Here is a 16,436-nt window from a genome sequence, read left to right on the forward strand (position 1 = left end):
CAAAAGGAGATAATTAAAATGTCAGATTTTGTAATATGTGATGGGAGTCCAATTTCTGTTCAACGTATTATAGATAAGAAATTTGATGAGGATGTTGATGTATGTGAAAAAACGGCATATATAGAGAAAAAGGCTGCTGAGGAGAAATTTCAGAAGGAATTGGAGAAAATAAAGGATGAATATTTGAAAAAGTGCAAAGAAGCTGAAGATGAGTATAAGAAAGAATGTAAAGTGATTGGCGAAAGGTATAAGAAAATAATACAGCAACTGTATGAAACGGCGACAGGAAAAAAGAATGAAGAAAACTTAGAAAAAGATGAACAGAACTTCTCGATGACTATTCGGCAGTGCTTGTTTCGCCGATGGGCGGAAGTGAATGAAATTGAAATTCCAGCTGATTTAAATAATAAAATCAAAATAAAAGATGTGTTAGATGAAATAGGAGAAGACAGAGAAGAAAATGATATTATTAAAGAATTTCGAAGAAATTTATACAGCAATATTGATACCATTATGGGAGATATTGAAATAGATGGAAAGAGGATAAGAGCTCACGAAGCACTTACAGCAGGCAAAAAGAAGAGCAAATTAACAATTGATAATTACGTTTTCTTTAAGAGCGTTCTACTTGATGGCGATATTGAGGCAGGAAATAATATTATAGAAATAATAGATGAAAACCGAAGTCTGGAATTGGATGACAGAGAGAAAGATATTATAAGGTATGGGCTTTATTCACTGGCCCAAAACCCTAATATGCTTATTACAGATAAAATGGTAAAGGAGCGGTTAGAGCAACTCTTCGGAACAGAAGAAGATGAGGCGATAAATGCATATGAAGATTTAGGTATGAGAATAGAGGCGGGAAGATGTCGAGTTGATACGGAGGAGCAGTACAGGGAGTATTTTCGTGGTGTTAAACGTATTTTAGATCAATGCGAGATTCAGATTTATGATTTATCGAGTCGTTTCAAAGGGCGAGGTGAATCCATAGATGAATTTATGAAAGATGTGTATACGCCTCCTAAACCGCCTAAAGTGAACATATTTGAGAAAAAATTTGAAAGACAACAGATGCTGGAATGGGATAGAAAACGCACTGCGTTTAAGATGTCAATGAGTGATACGGAAGAGCAATGAAACTTGAGCTATAAAATATCTCGGATATAATATAGAGGCGGTGGCGATTGAAAAAATCGTCACCGCTTCTATATTATATTTGAGACTTTCAACGAAATGTTGAAAACTTGAAGAAATGGGACAGACTCGGATCTGGAAAAAGAACGATATTTAGTGATTGACTAAAAAAACAGTGCGTTTTTAATGTCTTTTTAATTTGAAATAAAACCTGCTAGAATATTCATAAAGAACGTGATAACGTTCTGATTGTTAATATTCTAAGGAGGTTCAGTATGAACTACGACGACTACTCGAACTACGATCTGTACGATGAAGAATGCACAGGCCAACCACCAGATGCTGACCAGTCGCTCATTGTGCCAAGGCGTGGTCTGGAACCTGACTCAGGCCCAGATGATGAGCCCATGATAGTGGAACGACGCGGCTCACCAGCGGATACGGACTCACTTGTATTTGAAGAAGATATGGATGAGTGCCCGGACGAGTACCTAGATGACTGTGATAATCTGGATGCAGTCATTCTGCCGTATCTAACCGGGTCAAAACCCGGCAAGAAAAAACGCAAAAAGAAACACAAGAAGAAGTCCAAGAAGAAAGCCAGTGCTTCATCTAAGGGCGTGAATCTTTTGGAACTGGCTGCTTTTGTGGGCGGGGGTGATGAAGATGCACAATTTACCGATGGCGAACAGGAATTGCCAGCAAAGGGGCGGTTTAGGCAACCATCTGTTTGCCAGATGGAAGATGAACTGCTTGAAAAAACGGACTTCCTCTATAGGAAATCCGTGTTATACCATTATAATGATCGATACTATGAATCGATTGACGCTGAGGGGGTCGTATCTCTTTACCGTCAATACATAAGTCCAGGGCTTGACGGGGTGAAAAATCTCCGAAATCATCTGGATATTTATAAATGTATGAAGGCGAATCCTCGTTTGAAGTACGAAGATTCGCTGAAAGATAAACCATATTGTCCTTTGAAAAACGGGATCTTGTATCTCAATAAAATGAAGCTGAAACATCATAGCTCCAAGCGTATAACATTTACCGTTCTGGATGCTTGCTATGATGAAGATGCCGAATGCCCGGTGTTCGACGAGTTTCTCGATACGATTACTGAGGGGCGTGAAGATCTGAAGGAACGTTTTATGATGGCACTTGGGTATCTTCTGATTGAGCCTTCAAACGGAAAATATTTCTTCGTTATGGGGTATGCTCCGAACTCTGGCAAGAGTATCTTGGGCAATACCATACAGAAACTTTATCCAGAAAACTCGGTGAGCAACCTCTCGCTTGGTGAACTAGGCGGTAAGTTTGAAACGGAGTCGCTGCTGTACTCCAGAATCAACATCTCCTTAGATCTTCCGCAGGAAGTGTTGAATGCGAGTGCAGTGTCCAAGCTGAAGCGGATTACCGGTGGAGACAGCATCGAAATCCAGCGCAAAAATCAGGGGTCTCTAAAGCTCGACCATAATATGAAGTTTTTGTTTGCGACCAATTTTCCCCTGAGAATCGATTCAAACGATCCGGCATTTCTTGACCGGATTATCTTCCTTCCGTTCATGAAATCTGTTCCGAAGGATGAGAGAGACCCGGATCTTGCTAAAAAACTCTGGAAGGAGCGCGATGCAATCGTGACGAAAGCACTTCAGTATGCCAGAAAACTGATGAAGCAAGGCTGGCAGTTTCCGCCGATTCCTGATGTGGACTGCATGAGAGGGATACAGCGGAAAAACTCGATGGACTATCTTAAGGAGTTCCTTGAAAACCACTGCGAAATGGGGGACTACAACTATTTTACTGCTACATCTGATTTGAGGAGAGCGTATGAGGCCTATTGCGATGAAAACGGCACATGTCCGTGCAGCGCTACAGCGTTCAACAAGTACATGGAGCAGGCTGGCGGTGTTCGTGACCGAAAGCGTCTCACCGCCTCGGAAAATCCAGTGTGGGGGTTCTATGGTATCCGCCTTCGTCCGTAACAACTGACTTTTCGGTGATATGTTATATTACTGAATCCGAAGCACGATCACAATCACTACGGAGGTGTTACGATGATGGACGTTGACGAAAAGGCGATGGCTTACTGTCTGATTGAAGCTCTTTTTGCGGCAGGACTGCTGAACCTGCCTACCTATCAGAACTTCCTTCGGATGAAGCGTGAGCAGGAGGAAGAACCGCCTGCAAAGGCTTCGTAAGCAACAGAGAAAGGCTCTGGTGGAGGATTCTGCCAGAGCCTTTCTTTTTATCCGAAAAATCAAGAAAATGGAGGTAAAAAATGCGAGTAGCAGTATATGCTCGTGTCTCAACAGAGCATGAGGCGCAAATCAATGCGCTGGAAAATCAGTTGGAGTGGTATAAAATCGAATGTTCCCGGCATTCGGACTGGGAAATCGTGGAGGTCTACGTAGACCAAGGCATCACCGGAACACAGGCACAGAAGCGGCCAGAGTTTTTGCGAATGATGGAGGACGCCCAAAAGGGAAAATTTGACCTTATCATTACCCGTGAGGTGAGCCGATTTGCACGAAACACGGTTGATGCGTTGTCCTATACCCGTGAGTTGAATGCTATGGGCGTGAATTTATTTTTCATCAACGACGGCATCAACACGACCGACGATAATGGCGAAATCCGACTGTCGCTCATGTCTTCCATGGCACAAGATGAAAGCCGCAAAATTTCGGAGCGAGTCAAAGCGGGGCAGAAAATCAGCCGGGAAAAGCACGTTTTGTATGGGAACGGAAATATCTTAGGATACCGCAGAGAGAACGGAACCTATGTTCCAGACCCGGATCAGGCGCAGACCGTAAAACTGATTTACCAGATGTACTCGACCGGAAAGGTCGGGCTTCAAAAAGTGGCAGCAGAATTGTACCGATTGGGCAGATTGGATGCAAGCGGGCATGTCTCGTGGGACGCTTCCAAGGTGAGCCGGGTGTTACATAATGCGACCTATAAAGGCTGCATCTGCTACAACAAATCCCACAGTGATGGTTATTTGACGCAAAAACGTGTCAAAAATCTGGACGAAAGCAGCTACGTCTATGTGAAAGGTAATTTTGAGCCGCTTGTATCAGAGGAAACGTGGGACAGATGCCAGCAGATCTTGTTATCGAAGTCGGCACGAGTGATCGATGAAAACGGAAAGAAGCATAAGTATATGAGGAACACGCCGAAATCTATCTGGACGGCAAAGCTGCGGTGCAACTGTGGTGCTGGATTTATCCAGTTCAAGTGGCGCGTAAATCGTGACGGTGCTGTAATTCACGGCTTCCAGTGCTACCGCCGCACCCGAAAACCCAGCATTAGCTACTTGCAGGAACATGAGCTTGATTTGAACATCAGCTGCCAGATCAAGGCAATCTGTGAGTGGAAACTGGATTTGATGGCAGAGAAGGTGCTCCAGCATCTTACCTTTGACAAAGGCAAGACCGTCAAAGAGGTCTATAAAATCCTGAACCGCTGCATGGCAGAGGAGAAAAGCGTCCGCATTTCCAAGAAGGCAATGCTGGAAAACAGCATTGCCCGGCAGAAGGAGAGGCTGGCTAAGTACATCGACCTGTGCGCGGATGGCGTCATCACCAAACAGGAACTTGTGGAGCGCCGCAAGGGGTTGGACGAGCAGATCGCAGAATTGCAGACCCAGTATGAGAGCGTAGAACAGGAGGATGAACGCAGCGGAGCACTGGACATGAACCTGATTTCGCAGAAGTTGGACGAGTGGTAGCGGGCATCGGAAAACGATGTCAACCGGGAGCTTATCAACAGCTGTGTGGCACAGATCACGCCGATGACGAATGAAGAGTTTCGCTGGGTGCTTGATTTCCAATTGTCAGAGTTGCAGGGGAGAAATACCGCTGTATATACGATGGATGGCTTTATCGAAATGGCTCGCTTTTCGATTTCGTTTGAGGAAGCAAAGGCATTCAAAGCATCCCGAAATCAGGGAATCCGTAAAAATGAGTGGCATGATCTCACAGTAGTTGTGGGCATCCAGTCGAAGATTCAAAGGTAAGAGGGTGTGTCAGCTGTGCCGGTTGTGTCAGGAATTTTCAAAAGAAACCCCGTATATACTTATATTTTCACCCCTAGAACACCCAGAAAACACGAAAATATAAGGCTGATTTATAGAAACACTGACACATCTGACACACTTGGCACAAGCTAAGCGTATCTGAAGCAGATATAATGATATATTATAATCTTGGATAGAAAGACCTGTAAGCAAATTCTGAAGCTTACAGGTCTTTACTTTTTACAGAAAAACGGAGGAAAAATCAATGACTGAAATTTTGGAAAAAGTGTTGGTGGAGGTGGTGAAAGCAGTTGGAAAGGGTGCTGCAAAGATCATTGTCTGGACAGCACATCAGATCGAAAAGAAGTAAGGATATCAATCAGAAATAAAATTTTGGAGGTAAAGATTATGTCCGCAAACGTTGAAACCATGTTCTCTGTTCGTGAAACTCCTTGGCATGGCCTTGGCCGTATCGTGATGGATGCCCCTGCAAGCCGTGAAGCCTTGGAACTGGCCGGTCTGGATTGGCAGGTCGAAAGCCGCAACATCTATTCCGGCACTGGTGCTATGATTCCCGGTTATCGTGCTAATGTCCGCAGCACCGATGATGCCGTGCTTGGTGTCGTGTCCGACCGCTACCGCATTGTGCAGAACGAGGAAGCATTCCGTTTCACGGATGATCTGCTGGGTGAAGGCGTTACCTATGAAACCGCTGGCTCTTTGCAAGGCGGCAAAAAGGTCTGGATGCTGGCGAAGCTGCCTGAGAAATACATTATCGCAGGTGATGAAGTGACCCCATATCTTGTGTTTTTCAACAGTCACGATGGCAGTTCTGGTGTCAAGGTTGCTATGACCCCGGTTCGTGTGGTTTGCCAGAACACCCTGAATCTGGCGCTCAGCTCTGCAAAGCGTATCTGGACTGCCCGCCACACCGAAAATGTTCTGCTCCGGGTGCAGGATGCCCGCGAAACCTTGCAGCTTGCCAACGGCTATATGGCAGAACTGGGCAAAGGCATCCATGAGCTGACCACCATCAAACTGTCCGACCGCAAAGTGCAGGAGTTCATCAATGAGTTCTTCCCTATCACCGAAGATTTGACCGATGGCCAGCGGAAGAACAACCTGCGTTTGCAGGAAGATCTGAAGGCCCGCTACTACAATGCGCCTGATCTGGAATGGGTTGGTAAAAACGGCTGGCGGTTTGTGAATGCTGTTTCGGATTTTGCCACCCACGCAGACCCTATCCGTAAGACCCGGAACTACAACGAAAATCTGTTCCTGCGAACCGCAGAGGGCAACCCGATGATCGACAAAGCCTACAAAATGGTGCTGGATGCAGCATAAAGGAGGACTTATGAACGATGTAAACAACCGCATCTTCCGGGAATTTACTATGTTCCTTGGAGATACTGGGAAGAAATCTCCTGAACTTAGCGTTTCCTTGGCCTATGAGATCACAATCAAGAGCACGATTTGCACTGCCCTTATGACCTTGGATTCCGAGGAGATATTGAAGGGGCGTTACTGGAACCATCTGCGGGTACAGGGCAATATTCTGGAGTTTCTCTATCAACTGTGGCTCAGTTCCGGTCATTCACTGGCGGATGACTTTCCCACCATTGTGAAAGACTTGGTGGAATACGACTTCGATCTTACAGAATCCATTATGAAAGAGAGGATGAAAAGCGCATGAAACGGCTTGTATCCACGCTGAGCTTATCCAAAGAGGAATGGCTGCGCTACCGCAAGTGTGGCATCACGGGAACGGATGCCGGTGCCATTCTTGGCCTGAATCCGTACCGTTCTGCATTTCAGGTTTATCACGATAAAATCAGCGATACCGTTGAAAATATCGACAATGAAGCTATGCGGCAGGGCCGCGATCTGGAAGAGTATGTAGCACAGCGCTTCACTGAGGCTACCGGTCTGAAAGTGCGCCGAGCGAATGCCATCTACCAGAGCGAGGAACATCCGTTGCTTCTGGCAGACTTTGACCGCCTGATCGTTGGGCAGAAAGCTGGATTGGAGTGCAAGACGGTCTCGCCGTTCTCTGCGGACAAGTGGGCGGATGGGAAAATCCCAGCTCATTATCTGGCGCAGGTTGACCACTACTTAGCCGTCAGCAGTTTCGACTGCTGGTATGTGGCAGCTTTGATTTTCGGCAGAGAGTTGGTGATCCACAAAATCGTGACAGATAAGCAGGTGCTTTCTGATCTCATTGATAAGGAAGAACTTTTCTGGACGAACCATGTTGTGCCCCAGATTCCCCCTGCACCCAACGGTTGCGATTGTGACACCCAGCAGATCAACCAGCTTTATGAGGTAGACAACCGGGATAAGACCGCTGACCTGAGTGCCCTACATGGACTTCTGGATAAGCGGCAGGAGCTTTCCGACCGAATCGAGCAGATGGAACAGGAGAAAACGGCTATCGAGCAGCAGGTCAAGCTGCAAATGCAGGATGCCGCCTATGGCACAGCACCGGGCTACAAGGTATCGTGGGTATCCTCCGAAAGCAAGCGCGTGGATTCCCAACGCCTGCGGAAAGAGCAGCCGGACATTTTCAACCAGTACAGCAAAAATGTAAGCAGCCGCAGGTTCACCATCATTCATGCGGCATAACGTTTGTAATTGGCGGCAGGGAGTAAATGCTCTGCCGCCTTTTTTCTTGGAGGTTTGATTATGGCCACAGAAAATCCATTCGTGAAATTATTTGCTATCGACTTCAAAGATCATCTGGAAGTCAAGAAGTCCGGCAATACCGAGCTGAAATATATAAGCTGGGCGTATGCCTGGGCGGAGGTGAAGAAGTTGTATCCCTCTGCCAGCTATGAGGTCAAGAAATTCAACGGTCTGCCCTATGTTTATGACCCCATCACCGGCTTCATGGTGTACACCTCAGTCACGATTGAGGGCGTTTCGCATGAAATGTGGCTGCCTGTACTGGATGGCGCAAACAAGGCCATGAAAGCCACACCTTACACCTACACTACCCCGAAATGGGACTACAACCCGCAGACCCGCCGCCGTGAGAAAGTCGGCATGGAAGAACGTACCGTAGAAGCAGCCTCCATGTTCGATGTGAATAAGGCTATCATGCGGTGCTTGGTAAAGAACCTTGCTATGTTTGGCCTTGGCCTGTACGTTTATGCCGGAGAGGATTTGCCGGAAGATGTTGCACCGCAGCCGGAGGCGGAACTGCAAAAGCAGCCGAAACCGAAATCTGCTGCCCCGAAGCAGGAACAGTCGCCTATTCCATGCATCTGTGCTCGGTGCAATCAGCCCATCAAGAGGGTCAAGCTGAAGGATGGCTCCATCATGCAGGCCGCAGAGTTTGCGGCCACCCATGAGGGAATGTGCGCAGACTGTTACAAAGCCACCAGATTGAACGTAGCATAAGGCAAATGCTTGTAAATTTCACATCTGTATGCTACTATAATAACAAGAGAAAAGAAGGTGATGGCATGGCGCAAAAGGATACATCTGAAAAAATTCTGGAATCCTATAACGATGTCTTTTCGGACATTGTGAATGTGCTTCTGTTCAACGGCAAACAGGTTCTGTCTGCGGATGAACTGGAAGATCAGGCTCCACGCTCCTACTACAAGGCAGATGGCAAGATTCGTGAAATCGAACGGGATGTTGCCAAACGCTGGAAGAACGGAAATATTCGTGTGGCCTGTATTGGCTTTGAAAACCAGACCGCTTCTGATCCGAATATGCCGCTCCGTGTCATGGGCTATGATGGCGCAGAATACCGGGCGCAGTTGCTTAATGACAGCGAAAATCTCTATCCCGTTGTGACGCTGGTACTCTACTTCGGCCATGATAAACCGTGGAATGGGCCGCTTTCCCTGAAAGAGCGGCTGAATATTCCCAAAGAGTTCGAGCCGTATGTCAACGACTATAAGATTAATCTGTTCCAGATCGCCTATCTGACCCACGAGCAGGTAGAGCTTTTCCAGAGTGATTTTAAGGTCGTGGCAGACTACTTCGTGCAGAAGCAGGAAAACGGCGACTATATTCCAAGTTCGCAGGATCTGACCCATGTGCAGGAAACGCTTCAACTGCTGAGCATTATGACGAATGATAATCGGTTTGAGGAAGCGTATAATACCAATACCGATGGCCAGAAAGGAGGCCCACGCAATATGTGTGATGTGCTTGATAAAGTGGAAAATCGTGGAAAGGCTGAAGGCGCAAATAGTGTGGCTCTGCTCATGAAGAAGCTCTTCGATCAAAACCGCATTGAGGATGCAAAACGGGCTTCTGAAGATAAGGAGTACCGTATTCAGCTGATGAAAGAGCTTGGCATCAGCTAAGCAAAAAATTGTATGTACAACCGGGAGAGTGTCTTCGGATGCTCTCCCTTTACTTTTGCAGGACAGTCCGCGTGGATTGTCCTGTTTTTATTTGGAGGCACACAATGAAAGAGCAAAGAATCAAAGTCCTTGCGCTCCTGCCAATGGAGCTGCCAAAGGAGATCGAGCTGGACAACACCATTGAAGCCATGCAGAAATTTGTAGGCGGGCTGATTGAATGCATCACCTTAAGTGACACCAGTTCAGAGGTCACACTGGTCTGCAATGATGAGGGCAAGCTGCTTGGCCTGCCGCTCAATCGTCCGCTGTGGGATGGAGCCGATGTTCTTGCCGGGCCGGGATTTCTGGCTGGATGCGACAGTGAAGGGAATCTGACTTCCCTGCCGCAGAGTGCAATGGATTTCTACAAAGAGAAATTCAGAGCTTTTATCATTGAAATTTAAGGAGGAACGCCTTATGACCTTTAATGCAATGACCGAACGTTACGAAGAAATCACGGTTTGCGGAAAGCCTGCACTGTTCACCAGCATCCGCATCAAGAGAGATACCATCCCGGATGGTCTGTACGCCTACGATGTCCGGCACGACGATGAGTGCCGGGGCATCCCTTGTGAAATCGCGCCCTTTGTGATGGTCAACCACTGGGGCACCATCATCCTTGCGGAACCGCTGGAACTGCCGGACGATGGGCGGCGATATATTGACGAGGGCACCGACTGGAATTATGCTCCGTTTGGAGGAGCAGAGAAAAATCAAAAGCCATGCGTCACAGTGGAAGAATTTATAAAGACCTATGTGAAGCAGAAATGACAGAAAACTTGTACCGGAAAGGTATTAAAAATGCCGTAGAGGTAAAAGAGTATCAAATGCTCTATCATTTGGGAGAATTGCATCAGCGAATCGGCAACGCTAAAATGACGAACGGCATTTTTGATACAGAAAGAAAGAGTTATGAGTATTTATGGCTATTGCAGAATTTCCACTGCAAAACAGAGTATCGACCGCCAGATCCGCAACATCAAGGCAGAATACCCGACTGCCCATATCGTGCAGGAAGCCTATACTGGCACGTCTATCTTTCGCCCAGAGTGGCTGAAGCTCTACCGAGTTCTGAAAGCAGGAGATACGGTGGTGTTCGATTCGGTGTCCCGGATGTCCAGAAATGCAGAAGAGGGGTTTGCTCTGTACGATGACCTCTACCATAAGGGCATCCGGCTGGTGTTCTTGAAAGAGCACCACATCGACACCGAGACCTACAAAAAAGCCCTGTCCGGCAGCATTGCCATGACAGGGACAAATGTGGACTTCATCTTGAAGGGCATCAACGAGTATCTGATGGCCTTGGCTAAGGAGCAGATCAAGCTGGCCTTTGAGCAGTCCGAAAAAGAAGTTGCCGATCTGCACCAGCGCACCCGTGAGGGCCTTTTGACCGCCCGGCTGAACGGCAAGCAGGTTGGCCGCAAAAAGGGTGTTAGCTTTGAAACGAAGAAAGCCAGAGAAGCCAAAAAGATCATCCGCACCCATTGCAAGACCTTTGGCGGCACACTTGACGATGCCGAGTGCATGAAATTGACTGGACTTGCCCGGAATACCTATTATAAATATAAGCGGCAGATTCGGGAGGACACAGAAATGAAGGATTGACTTCTATGTAGAAGAAGCGCTGCAAAAGCGGACAGAAGGAACACGGTACATTCAAAATGAGAATGCCGTGTTCCTTTTTTGTGGCTTGTGTAGGATGGACAACCATACCGTCCAGCCCAATCTGTATAATGGGGGCAGAAAAGTGATGGAATCATAAGAAAGAAGGAGAAGAGCGTATGAAAAAATTTTTGATGGTACTGTTGAGCATTGCATTTGTGCTGAATCTTGCAATTGTGATTGGGTTGATAGGTGGATATGGTTCGCCACGCCGGGCGCTTTTCACCATCACAGACGAGCTGATGAACAGTGCCTATCGGTTCAAAAGAGGTTGGCAATTTAAGAATAGTCTGCCTTGACTTTTTAGAAGATGGACAGGCAGTCTGTCCATCTTTTTTTGTATATTGAGGTTGTGCAAAAGAAACAAAAATTTTTTTGTAATTCTGCAAAACGACAAAAATCACACAAAGAATTGCGACTGTTGTTGCACTGTGTTACAATGAAACGGAAAGAAATCGAAGAGTTATTGACTATGCAGTGGATTTATTACTCTATACCGTGCATAGTAAAGATTGAGACTCTCAGTAAGAAGCAGAGAATGAATAAGAGGAGTATCCACATGGAAAAGAAAACGATTCGGCAGACAGGGCTTGAGGTTATTCGAAGGCTGGAAAATGAGGAGGAACTGCAGGCGTTTTCAGAGTTTCAGCAGAAACTTAGATATTTTAAGAAGCGCTTCGAAGATGAAGAGTTTCGCATTGCGGTCGTGGGCGAGTTCAGTTCAGGAAAATCGACATTTATCAATGCGCTCATCGGGCAGGATGTGCTGCAGCATGCCAAAAAGGAGACGACTGCAACTATTACCAGACTGGTGAATGTTTCGCCGCAGGACACTCGCTGCGGAAAGGGAAATGTCAAGCTCCACAGTGGTGAAATCGTGGCGCTGAACGATTTTACAAGCTTGAAAGAATATACGACGACTGCAAGTGATAAGCTCGATGTGGCAGCGGAAGTAGAGCAAGCGGAGCTGTTTGTGCCGCTGATGAAAAGCACACGTCCGATGGTGGTTGTAGATACACCGGGCCTGAATGGTATAGAGGGTGGACATCGGGAACAGACAATGGCACTGGTCCAGCAGGCACATGCCTGTATTTATCTCATTTCTCGCCGAGGAATTTCTGAGAGCGATACGCTGCTACTGCGGCAGCTGGCCGCAATTCAGAAAAACTTTATCTTTATCCAGAACTTTATCGACGACCTGAACGCCGCCGAGGGAGAGACGCTGCTCCAAAAACTGGATGAACAGAAACGTATCCTACAGGAAAAGGTGCTGTATGATGCGCCGGACGTGAAATTTTCACTGTGCGGCATTTCTGCGCTTCTGGCGCTGGCAGCACAAGATCAGAGCATCGACAGGCTGTATGCCGGTGTCAATGAACCGAAACTGACCGAAGAAATGCGGAGGCAGATGTATCAGCGGTCGAATTTTCAACAATTACTCGATCTTTTGGCAGAAACATTTCAGGAAAAAAATCTGGCAGAGATCCAGTACGGCGACAGCGTCCGGGCACTGTTGGACTGGATAAAGCAGATGATGAGCCAAGTTAGTCTGCATAGCGAACAGGTCAGCGAGGCGTACGAACTCAGCCGGGACCGAATGGCAATCAAAAAGCTGGATGAACAGGCTGAACGGACGCTGAAAGCGCAGAAGGATAACGAGAAAAAGCTGACGAATTTTGTCCTGTCACAGGGTTGGGAACTTCGGAAAAAGATAAAGGCAGAGATCAAAGAGGTGCTGTCTGCAACAGAGCAGTACATAGATGAAAATATTACCGGATATGGAGGAGGACAACTGCCGCAAGATGCAATCCACAACTTGGAAGAGTATCAGAAAAATAGTCTTGCACCGTTGATGAAAAACGAGCTGAACCGGCGCTTCAGAGTGGTTCAGAAAAACTGTGTGGGCGAGATCGACGGCATCAGAAGTTGGCTTCTGGAAAAGATCGAGAAATCACAGGGAGTCAAAGCAGAACTGGAACTGAAGCTGGATCAATTCGACAAGAGTGAAAATGTCGACGTGAAACTGAAAGCTATGGAAGATAAAGAAGCGCAACTGAAAAGAGAAATCATCGAGCTGGAAACGAACCATACGATTGAATGTGACATATCGACGAAAAAGCTTGAAAGCCTGCAAGAAGAAAAAATCAAAGCTCAGGAAGACCTGAAAGAAAAGGCACTGGACTACCGGATTGCACATGATGATACAGAAATCAAAAAAAGACAGCTGGGAGAACGACCGAAGATCGAGCAGAAACCGGTGGAGGTCGAAGTAGAGCGCAGGGGCCTCTTTGGAATAGTTGCGGATATCGTCTGCGACCCAAAGATGGAGACCCAATATAAAGACGACAATACCAAACTGAGAGAGTGGGAAAAAAACTGGGAGAAATCAACGACCTGACATCAAAGGAAGTGGAAGCAAAGGAGAAACTGGAAGCGGCGAGGAGACAGGTGGACAAGCTGAAAAACGAGAGTGGATGGGCCGAAGAGAAACTGGAGAGGCTGCAGGAAAATTATGATCGGATGAGCAAAGAGCTGAAAGCGAGACTGGAGCATATCCAACTGGAAAAAACCAAAGCGGCCAGTGAGTATCTGGATCTGTGTAAGAAAAACCTCATGAGACAGGTCGAAAACTGCCTTGACGAGGATGGTGAGACTGCCCAGAGAATGAACGAGATCATGGAAGAGCTCATATCGAGCATGGAAAAGGAGTGTGTTGAAAAGGGTGTCAAAGGTCTTCGGGATGCCATGGCGGAAAAGCTTCGGCTCATCAATATGGCAAAGGCAGAACATCGAACCGAGCTGGAAAACGAAGTGGAGCAGCTGGAACAGTGCAAGAGTCAGCTGTGCGAAATGAAACAATGGATGGAGGAACAACTGGCATGACGAACGAATATAAGATAGAATACATTCAGCGGAAAAACGATGTGATGGATTTTCTGAACCAGAGCATTCAAGTAATGGAAGCGCTGGAGAAAAAGGATGAGGCGGACAATCTGCGTGTTTTCTATAACAATGTGGAGAAAAATGTGTTCAGCATCGTAGTCGTGGGCGAGTTCAGTGCAGGTAAATCTACTTTTCTGAATGCAATGATGCACAAAAAGGCGTTGCCGACCTTTTCGACCGAAACGACTGCGACGGTCAACTTCCTGCGGCATGTCACCTGTGCGCCCAATGGGGAAGCAGGTATCGTGTATTATCGTGAGCCGAAGGGTAGTACAGAAGTCTTGGAAAACCTTGATTCGGCTACGATTGAACGTGTTGTCAGCACCCGCGGTGATAAAGAAAATGATCGTGTCGCGACCCGTGTCGACCATGTAGACCTCTTCTTCGATTCCGATTTCCTGACCGACGGCGTGACGCTAGTGGACAGTCCGGGTCTGAATGGTACGGCAGATCATCACCGCGAGATCACCGAGGAGCAGATCTGCCGTTCCAGTGCGTGCATTTTCCTGTTCAATGCTGAACAGCCCGGTTCGAAGAGCAATTTTGATTTCCTGCGTGAGCTGAAGAGCCGAAATTCCAATATTTTCTTTGTGCTGAATAAGATCAACACCATCAAAACTGCTGAAGGGGAAACGGTGGAAGGAATTGTAAATCACATCGCCCGAATCTACCACGAACAGTTCCCGGAAGAAACGCAGATCCCACACATCTGGCCCATTTCGGCAAACGAGGCGCTGACAGCGCGTGATCTAAATATCAAGAGCATTCTGGACATCTGGGGCAATGAACGCTCTATCGACACGCCGGAGGAGCGAGAACGGCTAGAAAAGAAATCCCGCATGAAAAATTTTGAGGATCATCTGTGGAATTACCTGACAAATGGTGCGCGTGCAAGAGATCAGTTGCTCAGTCCGCTGGGCAGCACCCTGAAAGCGCTTAGTGCCCAGAAGGAGGACCTGAAAACACAGATCGAGATGTTGGAGCAGGAGTCTGGAAGTGAAGAGCTGGAACAGCAGAAAGTGATCCTGGAGGGAAAAATCGCCGAGCTGCAAACACGCCGGATGGAAGCATCCAGACAGCTGAAAGGCCAAATGCGTGAGACGCTTGACGATTTGCAAAATCAGGCAAAGACAGAGTGCGGCCAGCTGCAGGAGAAGATCAAGGGTGAGCTGAAACGCAAGGACTCTCCGGAGGATCTGCAGCAGTACAGCACCAAGCTGGGCGACAAATTACAGCGTGAATATGGCCGCATTGCCGCAGAGTTGGACGAACAGCTGCGGAGAGAACTGCTGGATATGGCATACACCGAATTTATGGATCATGCCGAAGAGCTTGCAGAAAAACTGGATGGCGCCGGTTCACCGGTCAAGCTGGGTATTGATCCGAAGAACTTTCAAATCGAAAGCATCTCCAGAGGCTTGGATTTAGGCGAGTTTGATAAAAAGTGCGAAGCACTGGAAAAGAGAGTCGAGGAACTGCAAGAAAAGAGCGAGCAGCTGAAGGATGACTTCATTGCAGCCCGCGCAAATGAGCGCGATCTTCAGGAAGCTCAGAAGTGGCTGAAGCAGCTGCAGGAAAACCGAGAAGAGTTCAAGGCGGCGTTCAAGATCCCGGAAGTAAATAAAACCAAGAAAACCGAAATGGAGGAACGCGGCCGAAATGGTATTTTTGGTAAGATTGCGAATGTTTTTGTGGGAGGTCGACTGGAGCAAGTAGAGAAAGAAGAGACGGATAGCGCGGCCCATGATGCAGCAATCAAAGACCGGGATGAGATTCTGAATGACAAGGACAAGGTGATTCGTGAAGCGGAGGCAGCGGTCAACGAAGCAAAAGCACGGGTGCATGAAACGAGAAGTGAGGTTCTGGATGCCAGACAGCAGCGCGAGGCCATCCGGTTGGAAAAGGCACTTCGGAAGCTGGAAGAGACGCGCGAGAATCAGGCCAAAGAAATCAAAGAGGCCAACAGCCGGACATTGAACCGACTGCAGGACGAACTGCTGGGAAAGGTGGAAGATTGCTCGTACTATGTTGTCAGCATGGTGAATAGCTATCTAGGGGAACGCCAGAAGAGCTACATTCAGATGGTGCAGGATCTCGTCAATATCAGTCTGAACGAGGAACTGAGCAAGAAAAAATCGGAGTTGGAAAAGCTCATTCAGACCATTCAAAGCAAGGGTGAAGAGCGAGAAAAGGCTCTGAACGATGCGAAAATAAATTTGGAAAAGACGAAAAAACTGATGGATCAGGGCGCGTTGCTGCAGGTCCAGCTGGAAAGCGGCGAAAGCGCAAAAATTGATATGGAAAAGGTGTGA

The 16,436-nt window shown here is 47.3% G+C and carries 17 protein-coding genes; all 17 read left to right on the forward strand.

Features of this window, described 5'->3' with window-relative positions; genetic code table 11:
• Positions 1–18 precede the first annotated feature (18 nt).
• The 17 genes from ACXPUX_RS05000 (at position 19) to ACXPUX_RS05080 (ending at position 16,436) form a co-directional block, all read left to right on the forward strand.
• Complete coding sequence (locus tag ACXPUX_RS05000; protein ID WP_458830485.1) at positions 19–1,140, forward strand: hypothetical protein; 1,122 nt, start codon at positions 19–21, stop codon at positions 1,138–1,140.
• Between the two features lie 272 nt (positions 1,141–1,412).
• Positions 1,413–3,122 carry a DNA primase family protein gene (locus ACXPUX_RS05005; RefSeq protein WP_458830487.1) on the forward strand — a complete coding sequence of 570 codons (1,710 nt, stop codon included), beginning with the start codon at positions 1,413–1,415 and terminating at the stop codon, positions 3,120–3,122.
• Between the two features lie 72 nt (positions 3,123–3,194).
• On the forward strand, positions 3,195–3,338 hold the full coding sequence (locus ACXPUX_RS05010; protein ID WP_418475255.1) for a hypothetical protein: 144 nt from the start codon (positions 3,195–3,197) through the stop codon (positions 3,336–3,338).
• Between the two features lie 80 nt (positions 3,339–3,418).
• A complete protein-coding gene (locus ACXPUX_RS05015) occupies positions 3,419–4,870 on the forward strand; it encodes a recombinase family protein (RefSeq protein WP_458830490.1) in 1,452 nt (483 codons plus the stop codon).
• Between the two features lie 45 nt (positions 4,871–4,915).
• The gene (locus ACXPUX_RS05020) at positions 4,916–5,158 is read left to right on the forward strand and encodes a hypothetical protein (RefSeq protein WP_458830492.1); all 243 of its coding nucleotides are present in this window, start codon (positions 4,916–4,918) and stop codon (positions 5,156–5,158) included.
• A 408-nt stretch (positions 5,159–5,566) separates the two neighbouring features.
• Entirely contained in the window at positions 5,567–6,502 is a 936-nt protein-coding gene (locus ACXPUX_RS05025) for a DUF932 domain-containing protein (RefSeq protein ID WP_458830494.1), read from the forward strand.
• A gap of 10 nt (positions 6,503–6,512) precedes the next feature.
• Entirely contained in the window at positions 6,513–6,851 is a 339-nt protein-coding gene (locus tag ACXPUX_RS05030) for a DUF3848 domain-containing protein (RefSeq protein ID WP_458830496.1), read from the forward strand.
• A complete protein-coding gene (locus ACXPUX_RS05035; protein ID WP_458830498.1) occupies positions 6,848–7,780 on the forward strand; it encodes a YqaJ viral recombinase family nuclease in 933 nt (310 codons plus the stop codon). The genes ACXPUX_RS05030 and ACXPUX_RS05035 overlap by 4 nt, the downstream gene beginning before the upstream one ends.
• Before the next feature lie 60 nt (positions 7,781–7,840).
• A complete protein-coding gene (locus ACXPUX_RS05040) occupies positions 7,841–8,557 on the forward strand; it encodes a Sak single strand annealing protein (RefSeq protein ID WP_458830500.1) in 717 nt (238 codons plus the stop codon).
• Positions 8,558–8,622: 65 nt separating this feature from the next.
• Positions 8,623–9,480, forward strand: coding sequence for an Rpn family recombination-promoting nuclease/putative transposase (locus ACXPUX_RS05045; RefSeq protein WP_458830501.1), 858 nt, complete (start codon positions 8,623–8,625; stop codon positions 9,478–9,480).
• A 104-nt stretch (positions 9,481–9,584) separates the two neighbouring features.
• On the forward strand, positions 9,585–9,923 hold the full coding sequence (locus ACXPUX_RS05050) for a DUF3846 domain-containing protein (protein ID WP_458830503.1): 339 nt from the start codon (positions 9,585–9,587) through the stop codon (positions 9,921–9,923).
• A 13-nt stretch (positions 9,924–9,936) separates the two neighbouring features.
• A complete protein-coding gene (locus tag ACXPUX_RS05055) occupies positions 9,937–10,290 on the forward strand; it encodes an LPD28 domain-containing protein (protein ID WP_458830505.1) in 354 nt (117 codons plus the stop codon).
• A 141-nt stretch (positions 10,291–10,431) separates the two neighbouring features.
• Entirely contained in the window at positions 10,432–11,124 is a 693-nt protein-coding gene (locus ACXPUX_RS05060; RefSeq protein WP_458830507.1) for a recombinase family protein, read from the forward strand.
• 176 nt (positions 11,125–11,300) lie between these two features.
• A complete protein-coding gene (locus ACXPUX_RS05065) occupies positions 11,301–11,480 on the forward strand; it encodes a hypothetical protein (RefSeq protein WP_458830509.1) in 180 nt (59 codons plus the stop codon).
• Between the two features lie 260 nt (positions 11,481–11,740).
• The gene (locus ACXPUX_RS05070) at positions 11,741–13,579 is read left to right on the forward strand and encodes a dynamin family protein (protein WP_458830511.1); all 1,839 of its coding nucleotides are present in this window, start codon (positions 11,741–11,743) and stop codon (positions 13,577–13,579) included.
• Positions 13,546–14,064 (forward strand): coiled-coil domain-containing protein, encoded by a 519-nt coding sequence (locus tag ACXPUX_RS05075; protein WP_458830513.1) that lies wholly within the window; start codon positions 13,546–13,548, stop codon positions 14,062–14,064. The genes ACXPUX_RS05070 and ACXPUX_RS05075 overlap by 34 nt, the downstream gene beginning before the upstream one ends.
• Entirely contained in the window at positions 14,061–16,436 is a 2,376-nt protein-coding gene (locus ACXPUX_RS05080) for a dynamin family protein (RefSeq protein ID WP_458830515.1), read from the forward strand. Before ACXPUX_RS05075 ends, ACXPUX_RS05080 begins: the two co-directional genes overlap by 4 nt.

Source organism: Faecalibacterium sp. PGM34 (genome assembly GCF_054456555.1).

Bases quoted from the DNA above. Each gene is read 5' to 3' on its own strand.
- ACXPUX_RS05040 (WP_458830500.1), top strand. From the start codon at position 7,841: ATGGCCACAGAAAATCCATTCGTGAAATTATTTGCTATCGACTTCAAA.
- ACXPUX_RS05060 (WP_458830507.1), top strand. From the start codon at position 10,432: ATGAGTATTTATGGCTATTGCAGAATTTCCACTGCAAAACAGAGTATC.
- ACXPUX_RS05000 (WP_458830485.1), top strand. From the start codon at position 19: ATGTCAGATTTTGTAATATGTGATGGGAGTCCAATTTCTGTTCAACGT.
- ACXPUX_RS05025 (WP_458830494.1), top strand. From the start codon at position 5,567: ATGTCCGCAAACGTTGAAACCATGTTCTCTGTTCGTGAAACTCCTTGG.
- ACXPUX_RS05080 (WP_458830515.1), top strand. From the start codon at position 14,061: ATGACGAACGAATATAAGATAGAATACATTCAGCGGAAAAACGATGTG.
- ACXPUX_RS05045 (WP_458830501.1), top strand. From the start codon at position 8,623: ATGGCGCAAAAGGATACATCTGAAAAAATTCTGGAATCCTATAACGAT.
- ACXPUX_RS05030 (WP_458830496.1), top strand. From the start codon at position 6,513: ATGAACGATGTAAACAACCGCATCTTCCGGGAATTTACTATGTTCCTT.
- ACXPUX_RS05050 (WP_458830503.1), top strand. From the start codon at position 9,585: ATGAAAGAGCAAAGAATCAAAGTCCTTGCGCTCCTGCCAATGGAGCTG.
- ACXPUX_RS05035 (WP_458830498.1), top strand. From the start codon at position 6,848: ATGAAACGGCTTGTATCCACGCTGAGCTTATCCAAAGAGGAATGGCTG.
- ACXPUX_RS05010 (WP_418475255.1), top strand. From the start codon at position 3,195: ATGATGGACGTTGACGAAAAGGCGATGGCTTACTGTCTGATTGAAGCT.
- ACXPUX_RS05070 (WP_458830511.1), top strand. From the start codon at position 11,741: ATGGAAAAGAAAACGATTCGGCAGACAGGGCTTGAGGTTATTCGAAGG.
- ACXPUX_RS05065 (WP_458830509.1), top strand. From the start codon at position 11,301: ATGAAAAAATTTTTGATGGTACTGTTGAGCATTGCATTTGTGCTGAAT.
- ACXPUX_RS05005 (WP_458830487.1), top strand. From the start codon at position 1,413: ATGAACTACGACGACTACTCGAACTACGATCTGTACGATGAAGAATGC.
- ACXPUX_RS05015 (WP_458830490.1), top strand. From the start codon at position 3,419: ATGCGAGTAGCAGTATATGCTCGTGTCTCAACAGAGCATGAGGCGCAA.
- ACXPUX_RS05055 (WP_458830505.1), top strand. From the start codon at position 9,937: ATGACCTTTAATGCAATGACCGAACGTTACGAAGAAATCACGGTTTGC.